The sequence below is a fragment of the Pseudoalteromonas sp. PPB1 genome (assembly GCF_015356275.1).
Lineage (GTDB): Bacteria > Pseudomonadota > Gammaproteobacteria > Enterobacterales > Alteromonadaceae > Pseudoalteromonas > Pseudoalteromonas rubra_D.
Map to the genome: position 1 here is coordinate 40,241 of NZ_JACEQV010000005.1, position 16,489 is coordinate 56,729.

12 protein-coding genes are annotated in these 16,489 nt (G+C 46.3%); 6 read left to right on the top strand and 6 right to left on the bottom strand.

Going from position 1 to position 16,489, the window contains the following annotated elements:
- Window positions 1-4: 4 nt before the first annotated feature.
- Window positions 5-4,501, bottom strand: a complete 4,497-nt coding sequence (locus IY568_RS06560) for an EAL domain-containing protein (protein WP_194867129.1) — start codon at window positions 4,499-4,501, stop codon at window positions 5-7.
- Between the two features lie 331 nt (window positions 4,502-4,832).
- Here IY568_RS06560 and IY568_RS06565 point away from each other — a divergent pair, with 331 nt between their 5' ends.
- Complete coding sequence (locus IY568_RS06565) at window positions 4,833-5,027, top strand: (2Fe-2S)-binding protein (protein ID WP_010380974.1); 195 nt, start codon at window positions 4,833-4,835, stop codon at window positions 5,025-5,027.
- A gap of 58 nt (window positions 5,028-5,085) precedes the next feature.
- Here the strand turns inward: IY568_RS06565 and bfr (IY568_RS06570) are convergent, their stop codons facing one another.
- Together bfr (IY568_RS06570) and bfr (IY568_RS06575) are read right to left on the bottom strand one after the other, a co-directional pair.
- Window positions 5,086-5,550, bottom strand: a complete 465-nt coding sequence (gene bfr / locus IY568_RS06570) for a bacterioferritin (protein WP_138537953.1) — start codon at window positions 5,548-5,550, stop codon at window positions 5,086-5,088.
- A 9-nt stretch (window positions 5,551-5,559) separates the two neighbouring features.
- The gene (gene bfr / locus IY568_RS06575; RefSeq protein ID WP_010380979.1) at window positions 5,560-6,030 is read right to left on the bottom strand and encodes a bacterioferritin; all 471 of its coding nucleotides are present in this window, start codon (window positions 6,028-6,030) and stop codon (window positions 5,560-5,562) included.
- Window positions 6,031-6,386: 356 nt separating this feature from the next.
- Between bfr (IY568_RS06575) and IY568_RS06580 the strand changes: the two genes are divergently transcribed.
- The 4 genes from IY568_RS06580 to IY568_RS06595 all read left to right on the top strand — a co-directional run bounded on the left by IY568_RS06580 (window position 6,387) and on the right by IY568_RS06595 (window position 9,948).
- Window positions 6,387-7,745 (top strand): AlkA N-terminal domain-containing protein, encoded by a 1,359-nt coding sequence (locus IY568_RS06580; RefSeq protein ID WP_194867130.1) that lies wholly within the window; start codon window positions 6,387-6,389, stop codon window positions 7,743-7,745.
- Window positions 7,746-7,934: 189 nt separating this feature from the next.
- Window positions 7,935-8,399, top strand: coding sequence for a methylated-DNA--[protein]-cysteine S-methyltransferase (locus IY568_RS06585; RefSeq protein WP_138537951.1), 465 nt, complete (start codon window positions 7,935-7,937; stop codon window positions 8,397-8,399).
- A gap of 88 nt (window positions 8,400-8,487) precedes the next feature.
- On the top strand, window positions 8,488-9,303 hold the full coding sequence (locus IY568_RS06590; RefSeq protein WP_125557201.1) for a hypothetical protein: 816 nt from the start codon (window positions 8,488-8,490) through the stop codon (window positions 9,301-9,303).
- A gap of 63 nt (window positions 9,304-9,366) precedes the next feature.
- Window positions 9,367-9,948, top strand: coding sequence for a thymidine kinase (locus tag IY568_RS06595; RefSeq protein WP_010380985.1), 582 nt, complete (start codon window positions 9,367-9,369; stop codon window positions 9,946-9,948).
- Between the two features lie 12 nt (window positions 9,949-9,960).
- Here IY568_RS06595 and rlmF read toward each other — a convergent pair whose 3' ends face one another.
- Complete coding sequence (gene rlmF / locus IY568_RS06600) at window positions 9,961-10,827, bottom strand: 23S rRNA (adenine(1618)-N(6))-methyltransferase RlmF (protein WP_194867131.1); 867 nt, start codon at window positions 10,825-10,827, stop codon at window positions 9,961-9,963.
- 152 nt (window positions 10,828-10,979) lie between these two features.
- On the opposite strand from rlmF, the gene IY568_RS06605 reads away from it, so the two are divergent.
- Entirely contained in the window at window positions 10,980-11,885 is a 906-nt protein-coding gene (locus tag IY568_RS06605) for an alpha/beta fold hydrolase (protein WP_194867132.1), read from the top strand.
- Here the strand turns inward: IY568_RS06605 and IY568_RS06610 are convergent, their stop codons facing one another.
- Both IY568_RS06610 and IY568_RS06615 read right to left on the bottom strand, forming a co-directional pair.
- Window positions 11,886-13,331, bottom strand: a complete 1,446-nt coding sequence (locus IY568_RS06610) for a tetratricopeptide repeat-containing sulfotransferase family protein (protein WP_194867133.1) — start codon at window positions 13,329-13,331, stop codon at window positions 11,886-11,888.
- Window positions 13,332-13,423: 92 nt separating this feature from the next.
- Window positions 13,424-16,084, bottom strand: coding sequence for a TonB-dependent receptor plug domain-containing protein (locus IY568_RS06615; protein WP_194867134.1), 2,661 nt, complete (start codon window positions 16,082-16,084; stop codon window positions 13,424-13,426).
- Between the last annotated feature and the right edge of the window lie 405 nt (window positions 16,085-16,489).

Sequence of the window (16,489 nt, forward strand, 5' to 3'; positions counted from 1 at the left end):
TACGTCAGCTCACGTTGGCCACATCAGGCGGGTATTGCTCAAACAAGCCCGCAGCGCTAAGAGGTTTAGAAAAATAATATCCCTGCATGTATTCGCAGCCGAGATCCCGAAGGAAACTAAGCTGCTGGGCGGTTTCGACCCCTTCGGCGATGCATGCCATGTTGAGGTTTTGCGCCAGCATATAGATGGTCTTTACGATGGAACGATTATGAGGGTGCGTTTCCAGTGTGCGGATAAAACTCTGGTCAATCTTGATAATGTCGATAGGAAAGTGACTTAGGTACGTGAGCGAAGAGTAGCCTGTGCCAAAATCGTCCAGCAGTAATGTAAAGCCAAATTTTTTAAGCTGTGCCAGTGTTTTACTGGCTTTATGCCGGTCTGCCAGAAAGCTGGTTTCTGTGATTTCCAGTTTAAGCTGATGATTGCTTAAGCCAAATTCCGCCACAATACTGTCCAAAGAGGCGGCCAGGTTATCACGCATAATATGTTGAGGTGAGAGATTCAATGACAAATAAAATGAGGCCTGCTGGTGGAAAAATGGCGTAAGTTCCTCAAGAGCTTTACGTAAGGCCTGCGTTGTCATTTGCTCAATTAAGCCGACTTCTTCAGCAATCGGAATAAACTCTGCAGGTGATACAGGCTTTGACCCCAACTGCCAGCGCATTAACAACTCCACACCTGTCAAAGTGTGGTTTGTGGTGTTCACAATAGGCTGATAGTGATTGTAAAACTGATCGTCTGCTACCGCTTCCTTGAGCGCCGCTTCTAAGCTGAGCTTTCTGCTCAGGTGCGCATTCATTTCGCTGGTAAAAAACTTAAAGTTGTTTCTGCCGCTTTGTTTGGCATGCAGCATTGCGATATCCGCGTTTCGCAACAGGCCTTCTGCTGTTTGTTCGTCAAATGGAAAAATCGCGACACCCACGCTGGCAGAGATGCTCATAGAGATACCATCTATTTCGTATTTATTGCACAACGACGTGATCATATGTTGCACCAACTCTGTGACCTGGGCGACGTCTTCGAAAGTTTTTATCAGAACAATGAACTCATCGCCACTCTGGCGACCCAGGATACAGTGCGCGTTTAAGGTGCTATTTATCCTTTTCGTAACGGCAATCAGGAGTTGGTCTCCTGCAGAGTGGCCATAGGCGTCATTAATTGGCTTGAATTTGTCTAGATCAATAAACAACAACGCGCACCCGGAATTGCTTTTAGTTGCATTATAAATTGCAAATTCAATGTGTTGCAGCATTAGGTTGCGATTAGGTAAATCGGTCAGGGCGTCAAAGTTTGCGAGATAACGTAACTCACTTTGTGCTTGTTTTTGCTGAGATAAGTCGGAACCAACGATGACTAAAAATTCTATTTCACCCTGTTCATCTGTAATGGCATTGATACTGAGTTGAACTGCACTTTGGCGCTGATCATCAAATGTCACATCAATTTCTAGTTTTATGTTCTCTTTAGGTTGGATGTTACGCAGTGCGTTCAGTAATTTTATCAGCTGTTGTCGTCCAAGACGTTTTTTGAGTTCGCTGAGTGTCAGTTGTTTTTGAGGCTCATATCGGTCCAACCCCAGAGATGATGATAAACTTTGGTTGACAGACAAAAGCTGTAAGCTGCTGTCGAGGATTAATAACCAGTCCTGGATCTGAGATAGGGCCTGGGCGAACATAGCAGCGTTCAATTGGTTTGCTTTTTGCTCGGTAATGTTACTGTAGATACCAGATGCCTTTAGTGGTTCACCTTTGGCATCCCATTCGCTGACCTTGGCAATATCGTGATACCAGAGCCAGCCTTGTTGTTTGGAATAAATTCGATACGTGATAGAGAGCTGGCTGTCGGGTGAGGCAATAAAGCGTGCCCATTGGCGTTGTACCATTTCCTGATCTTGTGGGTGAACTTTGTTGAAAAATGCGTTCAAGCTGAGCTGCTTACTTTGGCTGGCGTCCTGAACATTGCCCAGTAAGGTGATTTGCTGAGTCTGCATATCCATGCTCCACAGCCCGCTTTGTGTTTTGGTAAGCGCCAAGTCGGTCTGGGCTTTTGCGTGAACTAACTGGTCATAGGTCTGACGCAGAGCAAGTTGCTTGACCTGGTGTCTGCGATAGAGCACAGTCAATATTCCTGCAATCAGCAACAGGTAACTGCTGATTGCTAACGGTGTATTCCACCAGGCATGTTTGACCTCAAAATGTAGCTGGCTCTGGATGCGTTTTTCAGTGTCACCAGGTCGGAACTCCGACAGTGTCAGGGTGTATTTTCCAGGCTTCAAGGTATTAAAAAATAAATAGTTATTTTTAACATCTTTGACCTCCAGGGTCGTGGGTCCTAACAGGTGAGCTGTGACAAAATTACGACGCACATTAAAAATGTTGAATTGACTAAACTCAAAGCGAAACCCCATGTCGTCATATTCAAACTGTAAAGTCTGCGTGTCGAGTTGTTCGGGTGAGACAAGTATGGGCCTGGACATCAGCTGCACACCGGAGAAGGCGAGTTGCTCTGTTTCTACTGGCAGCGTAAAGGCATTTGGGTCGAACTTTATTGCGCCGTTGGGCGTACCAAACAGCATATCTCCTGAGTGCAGAGGCTGACTGGCCCCGAGATTAAACTCATTGGTAACCAGCCCATTACGATGATCATAGTGATCGAGCTGCAGCGTTTCTAAATTCAGTTTATAGAGGCCATTTTGGCTACTTATCCAAAGTTGGTTGTGCAGGTCACGCTCCAGTTCGTAAAGAGTGTTGGTGGCAAGCCCCTGCTCCTCTGTGATATGTACTATGGGCTGGAAACTGTGTGTGTCGAGTGCAATGAGGCCCATTGTGTTGGTTGCCAGCCAAAGTCGGCCCTGGCCATCCTTCATCCAGTCATTTACGATAGGGTAGGCGTTATCAGGGGCGGCGTCTGCCTGCCACAAAGTATTGACCTGGTGGCTGAGACGATCGTAACTCACTAGCGCGTTGGCGGTGCTGAATAACAACTCATTGGGCTTTTCTGGTCTGCCAGGCAGAAATAACAGGGCTTGCAAGTCATCTATCTGTGCTTCCAACTCACTTAATGTGGTAATCGTTTGTAAGGCAATATCATAAAGGAAAATATTATGGTGCGTATGAAACAAGAGTGTACGCTGATCTACAAGCATAGAGCCGACTAAGTGGTCTTCTCCTGTCATTGCAACGTTTGCGTTGGTGACTTTGAGCTCAGAGGCTTGCCCGGTTGTTATGTCAAACTGTTTAAGTCCGGCTCTGGTATCAAGCAGGAGCATATTGTCTGTCAGGTAGGGGGAGCTATAGATGTTGTAGACAGCGTGGCTGCCATATGCCGGTTTGTGGCTTTGGTTACGAAAATAACTTTGTTGAAGGGTTGCCTGCTGGCCGTCGGAAAAGAGATGTAACCCATCATCGCTGCCAAGCCAAAGTGTACCATCGTTTTTTTGGTGCACGGCCCAGATATTGTTATTGAAGTTATTGTTATGGGAGGCGAGTAGTTTAAATCGGTACGCTGAAGTTGGCCAAATAAATGCCCCGTTATTATTAGAGCCCATCCATAGGTTTGCATGCTTGTCTAATAACATGACAGGGATGGTATTTTGCGGTGTCAAATAGCGGCTTTCGCTGAATGAAAACAGCTTACTGGCGCTATGATTACGGCGGTCGAGCAAATATAGACCTGAATCTGTGGCCAGGTATTCTCCATATGGCCCGATTTCATGTGCCCAGATATTGAGTTGTGAAACAAGTTCATAAGCCTGCTGGTCTATTAGCTGGCTGGCATCACCTGGAATGACAAACAAGCCTTCCACTGTGCCCACCAGCAGTCCCAACGCCTGGTCCTGTTTGAGCAGTTTTACATTGTTATTGAGCGCAGACTTGGCTACTGAGCCCTGGTGGTTCAGTAAGCTGAGTTGCTCATTTTTGAATTGAAACAGTCCAGACTCTGAACCAATGAGCAAAGTATCATGCCACGCCAGCATAGTGCGAACATAGGCGTTATGTGGCAGGGTGAGCAAACGTTCCGACGCAAGTGTCTGCGTATCGACGCGATACAAGGCGTTTTCAATTGCAATCACGTATTGATCTTGATACTGCACAAAGGCATTCACCGCGGCATCTGGCACTATGCCCTGACGTCCTCCCTGGTTAAACAATTTCACCAGCGATAAAGTACGGGTGTTTAGCAGAAACGCGCCTGATTGTACTGTTGATATAAATAATTGATCATTGTCTAACAGTTGGAGCAGTAAAATGTCACTGCCTGAGAACAGTGCCTGCCCCTTGAAGGGACTAAATTGGTTACCGTCATGTCGATTTAAGCCCTGATGGGTCGCGATCCAGATATATCCCTGCTTGTCCTGAACCAGCGCGGTGACACTCGACTGAGAAAGCCCTTCCTGCGTCGACAAGCGGCTGATCTGATTTGCATAATAAGGAGCTGCAATCACCAAGTGGTGATATATCATTAAAAAAGACAATAAAGCTGCTTGTAGCCAGTTGTTCATTCACACGTTCCCAGGCGCACAACAGTGAACAGTCCTTTTACGCTTTTGTGCTGTCATATTCGCTGAGGCATACATTGCTCAGATTATGCTAATTATACCAAGTTATGGGCTGAGCTGAACGAGAATTCGTAAAAATGCCTCAGCTGGCAAATTTTTGGGTAAAAAAGCACTGGTTTAGATAAAACCTAAACCGTTGAACTAAAAGGTGTATCAAAAACACAATCAATGCAACTACGAATTATTCTCATTATTTCTGTTTTTGTTGTTGATAACCATTTTTGTTTAGATTAAACTTATCCGCAGTTAAGGTTATTGAGAATGGTTTTCAGTTATGTATATCTGCATTTGCCACGGTGTGACGGACAAAAAAATCGCCGAATCTATTGATGATGGCGCAAGGTCTATGCGCGATTTGAGCAAAGAGTTAGGTGTGGGATCTCAGTGTGGTAAGTGTTGTAACTGCGCTAAGAAGATACTGAACGAAAAACTAATTGATATCGTAGATGTGACAGAGCAAGTAGCTTAATCAATTTTTCGTTCAAACCAGTTTCTCAAAAAAAGGGCTTCAAAGCCCTTTTTTAGTATTACATTTGCGTCTGCAGGTAGTTTTCGATACCGGTGACTTTGATAAGGTGTTGCTGGGTCTCCAGCCAGTCAATTTGCTCTTCCTGCTCATTGAGGATATTGTCCAACGCCTCACGACTAATGTAGTCCTGTTTTTCTTCACACAATGCGATAGCGTCAACCAGATCCCCTAATGATGCTTGCTCAAATGCCATATTAGCCGCAATCATTTCTTCGCTGTTTTCACCAATTTTGAGTCGACCCAGGTCCTGGAGGTTAGGCAAGCCTTCCAGAAACAGAATACGTTCAATCAGGCGATCTGCATTCTTCATTTTTTGGATAGATGTTTTGTAATCCGCTTTGTCCAGTTGCGAAAAACCAAAATCTTTAAACATACGGGCATGCAAGAAATATTGGTTAATGCCTACCAGCTCGTTTGCAAGTACGGTGTTCAGTGCCGTTATTACCGCTTTATCGCCTTTCATAATGATTCCTTATGCCAGCTGAGATTGCAGATAGTTTTGGATACCGATTTTGTCGATAAGACCGATTTGCTGTTCTAGCCAGTAAACATGGTCTTCTTCGGTATCAAACAGCAGCTTTTCGAGGACTGCACGCGATTGGTAGTCCTGCTCCTGTTCGCAGATCTTGATGGCCTGTTTAACGCTTTCTACCACTTCCAGCTCCAGCTTAAGATCATTTTCCATCATAGATTTTACGTCGCTACCTATGAGCAGATCGCGGCGTTTAGTCATGTTAGGGACACCTTCAAGGAACAAGATACGCTTGATTAACCAGTCTGCGTGTGTGGTTTCTTCTTCCATTTCGTGATTAAGACGCTCATAAAGTTTGTTCAAACCCCAGTCGTCATACATGCGGGAATGAATAAAGTACTGATCAATGGCTGCGAGCTCATTAGCCAGTAGTGCGTTAAATGCATCAATTACCTGTTGCTTGCCTTGCATAAGTGTCACCTCAATTCGTTCTAAATTGACGCCAGTGTACGTGTATATAATTTCATGTCAATAAAAAATCTATATAAATCAACATATTAACAACTGATTATTATTCTCATTTCAGTTCAGTTTTTGGACTTTAAATAGCAATCAGGTGCAATAGCCCAGAGGACTGGTCATGCCATAGTGAGAATTCGGTATAGGACAGGTAGATTTTCTAACGGGCTATCTCTACTCATGTGACGTCAATGCGCGCATAATAGAGGTATAACCTGCGGGTATTTTTTTATTGGGTTCCGAATATGGCCAGTACCTTTGTACGACTGGTTTTACACTGAGTCTGAGTCTCATAGAAGAGTTGATGTATGCTTTCTTCAGAAGTTTGTGCCAGGGCACGAAAAAGCCGGGATGCACGGTTTGATGGTTTATTTTATGTTGCGGTGAAGAGCACGGGTATTTATTGTCGCCCGATATGTCCGGCGCCAGCGGCAAAAGAGCACAATGTGCAGTATTACCAGCATGCGCATTGCGCGGCACAGGCCGGTTTTAGACCTTGTATTCGTTGTCGACCAGACAGTGCGCCTGGTAGCTATGCCTGGCTGGGTACTCAAACCACTGCGGTCAGAGCGAAAAGATTGATTGATGGTGGTTTTCTGGGCAGTGCAACTGTGACTCAGTTAGCCGAAAAATTGGGGATCACGACACGATACCTGACCAAACTGTTTCAACAGTATTATGGTATCGCGCCAAAAAAATATGCGTTGTTTAAACAGTGTGACTTAGCAAAGCAGCTTTTGCAGCAAACAGCCTTACCGGTTACCCAGGTCGCATATGCCTGCGGGTTTAACTCTCAGCGTCGCTTTAACGACGCATTCAGTCGGCTCTATCAGATTACGCCATCCAGCTTACGTCGCGGTGCTGAGGTCAGTCAGCAGATTGACTTGGTGATGGCCTTTCGTCCCCCCTACAACTGGCAGGCGATGCGCGAATTTTTAGCGCATCGTTTGGTGACACCTCTGGAGTGGCTAGATGACGCCTCTTATGGACGTAATTTTAGATTGGACGATTATCAAGGTTGCTTTACGGCGTATTATGAGGAGTCTCAGAACCGCTTCAGAGTAACGATTGAGATCAGCGATCTAAAAGGGTTACCTTTGGTGGTGAATAATATCCGCCGGGTATTGGATTTAGATGCGGACTCCGAGTTTATCAACACGCATTTACAGCAACATTGTAGTGACATGGCACTTCAGGATGGGCTGAGATTACCCGGGATATGGACACCCTTTGAAGCGGGAATACGTGCTGTTTTAGGGCAGCAAATTAGTGTTGTGGCTGCCAGGAACTTAATGATCCAGTTAGTTGAACAGCTGGGAGAAAAGCAGAAAAATGGCACTTATCAATTTCCCTCAGCAGACGTTATTGCGTCATCTGAGCTGTCGTTTTTTAAAATGCCTGAACGCCGTAAACAGGCAATAATAGCCCTGGCGCAGCATCATGTGGACGATCCCGATTGCACACCAGAATCATGGCTGGCAATTAAAGGAATAGGCCCCTGGACTGTGGATTATGCGAGCATGCGGGGTCTGAGTGCGCCGGATATTTATCTGGGAGGGGATCTCGGAGTACAAAAAGCCATTGATAAGGTCGGGCTGATAGATGAGTCAGGCTGTGCCCCATTTAGAAGCTATCTGACTTTTCAGTTATGGCAGCAAATAAAATAATACCAATTTCACTTAATACATGCTCTATTTGAAGGAGCAAATAGGACGCTAACTGCGTTAAAAATTTCTCATTTAGAATAACTATATAGCGAAATTTTTGCCTGGTTATCGACCCTATTTTCTCGCCTCAAAATAGAACACTTAATTAAGTAAATTGGTATAACGACACGTTTATTCAGGGAGTAATTTATGACTATTCAAACCTATCTGGCGAGTCCGGTTGGCGATATCGCTATACAGGCAACAGATAAAGGGCTGAGTTATGTTGGCTTCGCGCCTAAATCTGTGTACTCAGAGGGTACCAATGAGCACCTTAAGCGCGCCTGCACTCAGTTAACCGAGTATTTTGCCGGGCAACGGAGTGAGTTTGATGTTGCTCTGGACACTCAGGGCACGCCTTTTCAGCAAGCTGTGTGGCAACTGCTGCGACAAATCCCTTATGGCGAAACAAATACTTATGGTTGGATGGCAGCCAGGCTAGACAATCCGAAAGCAGTCCGGGCCGTTGGGGCAGCCAATGGCAAAAACCCAATCAGCATTATCGTACCGTGCCACCGAATTATTGGTGCAAGCGGCAAGTTGACGGGATATGCCGGAGGATTGGAACGTAAATCCTGGCTTTTAGCGCACGAAGGGATAAAAATTACCCAGTAATGTATGCTGTTCATAGCCAAGCTCTAAGGTGAGTTATATACTAAAAGAAAGCCCGACCTAAAGTCCTGTTTTAATGCGATTGACTGTAATGTCGTTGATATTTTTGTTTGTTTGCTGTCAGGCTGCTGCGAAAGTATCCATTAGACTGTGTTACGAAGATAAACATATTCCGCCATTTTTCCTGGGTAACGGGTTTGACGTGCCGCAGGAAAACCCAGGCGCAACGATTGAGATACTTAGACACCTTGAAACCCAGGTTGATGACGTGCAATTTAAATTTGTTCGCAAACCTTGGCAACGATGTCTGTACGAGATCAAGCGCAATCGTGTTGATGCCGTAATTGCCAGTTACCGACAAGCGCGTCAGGCCTTTTTGTCTTATCCACTTAATGAGGATGGATCCCCAGACACACTGAGCTCTATCAGCCGACTCGGTACTTGTCTGGTCGGCATGACACAACTAAAAACGGCGATTCACGAACGTAGTTACCCCATCAATCTGGCTGTGCCAAGAGGGTATTCAGTTGCCGATTCAGTAGGGAGTGATAAATACACGATCCTGAACACAGACTCACAAAGTGATGCTTTTGAGTTAGTGCTCAAGGGCAAGGTACATGGCACATTTGGTTTGTGCCAGGTCGATGGTAAAGCGGTCGAAGCCTTTCCTTATCGACGACAGCTTGCTGCGGTTTATCCGCCACTGGATATCAGCTTTGGTTACCTGACGTTTTCGAAGCAATTTAAAGCGCTGCATGGGCCAACAGCAAAAGCCTTATGGTCTTCTTTAAGCACCTCGGAGCTGCACCATATCTACATTGCGTACATTAATCGTCAAAGTTATCCAGGTGATACCCAGGACAGCAGTCGGAGCCCCACAAAAGTGCCATGGCAGGTATTTGACTAAGCTGGCTTAATTGTCTGAGTTTGGGTAGACTATCGCGAATTTTTTAGCGGCAGATACGAGCATATGGCGCAACTTTATTTTTATTATTCGGCGATGAACGCCGGAAAATCTACCACATTATTGCAATCTGCATTTAATTATCGTGAGCGGGGTATGAATCCGTTTATCCTGACCGCTGCGCTTGATGATCGTGCCGGCGTTGGCAAGGTCGCCTCTCGTATCGGGCTTGAAGCGGATGCACATACTTACGAGCCAGCAACGGATCTGTTGCACCTAATCAACCAGTCGCATGATAAGCAAGCGTTGGATTGTATTTTGGTCGACGAAAGCCAGTTTTTGAATAAACAGCAAGTCTCTCAGCTAACCGATGTGGTTGATCTGCTCGGGATCCCGGTCTTGTGCTACGGGCTCAGAACCGATTTCCGGGGAGAGCTGTTCGAAGGTGCTCAGTATTTGCTGGCCTGGGCCGACAAACTGATCGAATTGAAAACAGTCTGCCATTGTGGTCGCAAGGCGAACCACGTTCTGCGACTGGATGCGGCCGGAAATGCAATTGCTGATGGCGCCCAGGTTGAGATTGGCGGAAATGACCGTTATGTGTCGGTCTGCAGAAAGCACTATAAGGCTGAGCTCAATAGACTTTGAGCTCAAACTTAGTTAAAAACACCAGGCGATAAAACGGCTGACCTTTTGACCCTGTTGCATATCAATGACTTTTACTTTAGTTGCTTTGACCGCTTGCAGGGCTTTTTTCAAAGCCGGCAGGTTATCCTTTTTCGATACGAGTGAAGTGAACCAGCCAACTTGATCTGCAAAATCCTGGCTTTCGTGGACCATGGATTTAATGAACGCCAGTTCACCGCCCGGACACCATAGTTCGGGTGCATGGCCACCAAAATTCAACTGCCCGGATTTTTGAGCTTTGCCCAGGTTGCGCCATTTTCTTGCTGTTCCCGCTTGAGCTGCCTGTTCACTTTCATGGAAAGGCGGATTACACATCGTCAGATGGTAGCTTTCTTTTGCACCAATGATACCGTGGAAAATGGCCTGCTGATTTTTTTGCTGCTTTATTTTAATCCCCAGTCCATTCGCTTTCGCGATGGTTTGTGCCACCGAAACGGCCATAGGGTTGATGTCAGAACCAGTAAACTGCCAGCCATATTCAGCTTGACCGATCAGCGGGTAAATCAGGTTTGCACCCGTGCCAATGTCGAGACAGCGGATCTGCTTCCCTGTTGGGATTTCGCCCTGATTGTCATCGGCCAGTAAATCTGCCAGCGCATGAATATAATCAGCCCGGCCTGGTACAGGTGGGCACAAAAAAGGTTCTGGCAGTTGCCAGAGTTTGACCCCATAGTCGCTGGCAAGCAGTGCCTGATTTAATGCAACCACTGCATTGCGATCGCTAAAGTCTATGGTGTTGTCACCATGCGGGTTGTTGCGCAGGTGTTGCGTGAGTGCCGGATTGACCCGGCATAGACGGGCGAAGTCATAGCCCTGTTGGTGTTTATTTCTGGGGTGCATTAAATGATTGTTTTCTTACTTCATTGATACACCATTATATCGAAATTATGTGTTTTGCGCTGCCTCTTTCCCTGCAAAGACCGAATGAGCCCGCTTGCGATGTTAAAATTCCGCTGGTACGATGAGTTTAAAAAATGACGTAACAATCTGACATGATCATACAAAACTCGCTTTATGTGCCAGTTGGGGAAGGGTATCAGCTGCATCTTCGCCATATTTATCAGAAACAGAAAATGGGCCCTGCAGTGCTGCTTATCCATGGTGCAGTTGAAAATGGCAAGATCTTTTATACTCAGAGCAATAAAGGCCTTGCCCCCTTTCTGGCCGAACAGGGCTATCAGTGTTTTGTGGCGGATTTACGAGGCAGAGGGGGAAGTAAACCTGCCATCTGCAAAGGGGATAAACACGGTCAGACGGAATCAATTGTCGAAGATATTCCCGCAATTCTGGCGCACATCACGGCAATGACTGGTAAACGGCCTCAGTTCTGGGTAGCGCATTCTTGGGGTGGGGTGTTATTGAATAGTGTTCTGGCCAGGTTCCCTGAAGAGATTGAACATATCAATGCGTGTGTTTACTTTGGCACAAAAAGGAGCCTCTATAATCGACACCCAGAAAAGCTGCTAAAGGCCAATGTGATCTGGTATACGCTCGCATTTTGGCAGGTGAGGAAGCATGGCTACTTGCCTGCTCGTCAGCTTAAATGGGGCTCTGATAATGAAACGCGTAAATCTCATGCACAGAGTGTGCAGTGGGCGAAACGCCGACCTTGGGTAGACAGCGATGACGGCTTTGATTACGCTGCGGCATTAAAAGACACGGCACTGCCACCGACTTTACATATCGCGGGGGTCAAAGATAAAGCACTGGCACAGCCGATAGACATCAGGCAATTTATGGCTGAGTCGGGCACAGGCATTATGGAAATCACTGTGTATGGTCGGCGCTATGGTCATCAGCATGATTACGATCATATCAATATGCTAACGCACAGCGCCGCGCGTCACGACCAGTTTTCCGATCTACTGGCCTGGTTCGAACGTTACGGACAGACCTGATCAATGCGAGTCGGGCAGGGCCAGTTCTTTTTGCATCTGTACTTCGAACTTTTTCCAGTTCACCAGGGGCGCCGTATTCAGTGGCTTGCGTACCTGAGCTTTACTTAGGGTTGACACTACCTTGTGGCTTTTATAGAACTCCATACATTCAGGCTCGTACTTTTGATACATAAAGTTAAGTGCCTTGCGGATCTCTCGCTCAGGTTCCTCAAGCAACTTTTCGTAGCTCATTGTGTGGATATTGCGTGGTAGCATCGTCTTAAAGTGCGTCATTACGTTATCGGTCAAATCGCTATATAACTGATACTCTTGTAAAGAGCAGAAGTAAGGCTCATCTTCAGCAAAGTGATTGCTATACACTGACCAGGCATTTGGCATAAAGTCCCGGGTCATGTGGATAAAACGGGCATCCGGGAACATTTTGTAGATCAGGCCAATATTCTGGAAATTGGCAGGCAACTTGTTGATCACGGCTTCTTCGGCAACTCGATGGCGTTTTATTTCATCAACGTATAAATTACGGCAGTGGTCGAGCATCGAGGTACTTAGTGTTTTGGTGCAATCCGGAAAGGGCGCTTCATTGCGCATGCTCAGATAAGGCACAATATCGTCACTAATTACCGTACTTTCCCCCATAGAACCCACTTGAGAGTGCTGGATCAGCATTTGCTCCAGCAAAGTGGAGCCTGTGCGAGGCAGGCCAACGATAAAGACTGGGGTAAAAGTGGCTTTGACTTTGTCTGGCGGCTTTGAAAAAAATGCCTCATCAAAACTGCTTTTTAAATACTCAAAAAAGGGCTGCATGGCTGAGGTGTGAAAGTCACAGAGCGCATGTTGGGCCGCATTGGCTTGCTGGTAATGTGCGAAAGCTGCATCAATATCTGTCAGCTTTTCATAGGCATGTGCTTTAGCGTAATGAACCACAATGTGTATTCTGGGGTTATCCAGGTCTGCATCGAGTGTATCGAGTAGTGCTAAATACTCGGTTAGTTTTTCGCCTTCTGTGAGTTTGATTAACTCGTGGAGCATAAAAACCGTAATGGCGGAATGAGGGCAAGATAGGCCAGCATCAAACACATTTCGTGCATTGTCGATAAATCCATAGTCGAGATAAAACTGCCCTAAATGATAGTGAGCCTGGGCGTTATGCCTGGCAACGCTCAGGGTGTATTCAAGTACTGTCTTTGCGTCAACGGGTGAGCCAACCGCGACAAACGCATCAGCCAGCGCATAGAGCGGGTCGAGCATTTTAGGCAAGTGTTCGCAGGCGCGTTTCAGATAATAGATAGCGTTATCGTATTGTTCGAGCCGCATACAGATCCTGCCAAGACCAAACAGGGCCTTGCCGTTTTTTGGGTTCTGTTTAAGCACTTGTTTGAACATAAATTCGGCTTCGCGAAGCCGATTTTCTTCGAGTAATTCGGAGGCTCTTTCTAGCAGTAACATGTGGTTATAAATAGTTTTTTATACATGATAGAAATAAAAAGGGGAAATAGCTATAGCTACTTCCCCCTTTGTTTCTGGGTTACAGTAAGTCGTTAAAAGGTGTATGTTGCTTTTACGTAGTAGAAGCCACCGTTAATGCCAAATGGAGACGTTTCGTAGTAGATACCGCCCCAAGTGTTTGAAGGCGTGAGCTCTGTGTTGTCACCTTCCAGGAAGTCGACCACTTTCTCAGCATCCTGGTCGAAGATGTTGTTAGCACCGACCGTCAGGCTGATATTTTCAGTTGCAAAGTAAGTCAACTCGGCATCGAATGTGAATGTTGGGTCAGCCATGATAGCGGTAGCATCATAGTCGACGTGTACACCCTGATATTCGCCATAGTAGTTGTAGCGCAGGAAGCCTGAGAATTCTTCCCATTGTTGCGTCCAGGTATAGGTTGCTCGGTGCTGTGGCAAGTCTTTCTCAAGACGGGCTACCTTGAAATCACCTGTGATGACAGAAAACTCGTCAACTTCAGTTTCATTCCAGTTATACGCAGCACTGAAAGTGGCAAAGCCGCCTAGCAGGTCCATAGAGTAGTTAGCAACAACGTCAACACCCTGAGTTGTGGTATCGAAGTCATTGGTAAAGAAGGATACCTGCGCAATGCTGTCGACGTTAGGTACACCATCTGCTTTCAAAGCTTCTTTTTGTGCCTGGGTCAAATCAATCTTATTCGATTGACTCAGACGGTCTTCTACCTGAATGTTGTAGTAGTCAATCGTCAGGAACCAGTCACCTGATTGATAAACACCACCGAATGTGTAACTTTGCGACTCTTCAGGCTGAAGCTCGGTACCGCCCAGGATCTGGGAAACTGGGTTAGTAGGTGGCAGCAGCGCCGAGTCAACCAATACACCACTACTTAGGTTGGTTTGTACGTTACTCACATTTGCCTGGCCGACTGTTGGAGCACGGAAGCCTGAGCTGACAGAGCCACGTAATGCAATGTCTTCGGTAACATGATATTGCCAGGTTACTTTGTAATTGGTGGTTGAGCCAAACGAGTCATAATCTTCGAAGCGCAGTGCCCAACCCATTAAAAACTCTTCAGTGAATGGTGTTTCGATATCGATGTAAGCTGCGTAGTTACGACGCGAGAACTCCCCCCCAGCTGAAGGCTGGAAGCCTGGAAAACCATTCGAACCGATACCAAACCCTTGGGTCGTTAATGGCCCCGCGATGAATGAGGCTTCATCACCCGGAATCACTTCAAACGTTTCTTCGTGCCATTCAAAACCAACCGCGACGTTAACATCGTAGGCCAGGTCAAAATCATACCCTTTAGAGAAGTCGGCGTTAAAATTCTTCTCAAGCTGAATGTACTTACCCGGGCTAAACTCCATTGGCGTGTCCGGACCCAACGACGCGTTGACCGTGTTAGTTATAAAGTAGCGCGATTCGTTGCGGCCAACCGAGCCACTAAAGTCGTAGTAGGCGCCTTTGAGGAAGCCATCAGTGAATTCCCCTTTGGTACCAATGGTCAAAGAAGTATCAGTAATGTTGCCACCAAAGAACGGCGTAAAACCTGCTGGCAGGATATTGTTAAATGCAAAACAGTTTGCGGCAGCAAGTGAATCTAACGCCGCTTGATCCGGCAGGCCATTGGCCTGAATTTCAACCACCGGGCAGTTAATTTGCTGGTCATAGCCGTCTAACGAGCCCACTAGTACCGTTGGGTTTGCTGCGTCCCAGGCTGCTTGTTGCGCTTCGTCTGTTAAATGACGTCTTGCAGGGGTGCCGTCTACATTACGGATCACACCGCCGTATACGCCTGGACGCGTTGTTGGATTACGATAATAGAATCCCCCCTTCACATCGCGTTCAGAGTAGTTACCAAACATGTAAAACTGAGAATCGTTGGTCAGTTCAAGGCCAACATTACCAAATAGTGTGATGTCGTCTTTGATCTCTGGTGCACCCCAAACCTGAGCCGGGTCTCGAACACCCTGTAAACCTGCATCCATAAATGCTTGTGCGTCAGGGCGTTGAACACTGCGGCTGGTTGGATCGGCTTCTTTATATTGGAAGCTTAAGTTAGCAAAACCCTGGTCGGTAAAGGGCAGACCTATATTCCCTTCGATGGTCGTTGTGTCACCATCGCCTTCATAGTATTGGCCTTGCTTGACGGAAACGCTGCCGCCTTCTGAGGCATCCTTAAGTACAAAGTTCAATACACCGGCAATGGCGTCTGAACCATATTGTGCCGCAGCACCATCACGCAGTACCTCAACTTGTTTGAGTGCAATGCTGGGGATTACGGAAATATCCGGACCCTGAGCACCATCATTAATACCACCGCCCAGGAAGGCGATAACGGAAGAGCGGTGACGGCGTTTACCGTTGAGTAAGATTAAAGTAGAGTCTGCTGGCAGGCCACGCAGGTTTGCTGGGCGTACCAGGCTGGCTGCGTCACTGATAGGATTGGCGTGAACGTTGAGTGAAGGAACGGACCCCTTCAACAATTCCAGCATGTCATCGCCACCGGCTTTGCTTATCTCGTCTCCACCGATAATATCGATAGGGACGGGAGAGTCACCAACCGAGCGTGGTGCTGCACGTGAGCCTACCACCGCGATTTTCTCTATTTTTTTGTTTTCGGCACCGGCATCGGCCTCTTCTGCTTGTACGCTGGTTACCGCCAACCCCATTGTTGCTGTTGACGCTAATGCAAATTTAATCGCACGACTTAGCGCGTTTGTCTGTAGTTTCATCCTGTTTCCCCAGTTATTATATGTTGTCATTTCTTACAATATACACAAGTTGCACATCTCACATTAACTTAATGTGTACTAGTTATTAAAGATAATTGCAAATATGTTCACTGCACCTTTAAAGGTAGCAGTGAATTTTACTAGGTCAAATTTTTCAATAACTTTTTGTTTGTGGTACAAAAAACAATCTTTTTTGGGGGTTTTTAAGGTACATTTCAGCATGAAAGATGTTCACCAAAATGTCATTATTGCGCACTCTGTCGGGTTTTTTTGTCGAGATGTTTAAAATGTGAACTGTTGTATTCTTCATCTAACTCGCTCATATGTTATTGCCAAGCGGGTATTCGACTAATTGGTTAGGGGCTGTTGATCAGACTTACGTATGCTAACGTCTCGTTTTTATTT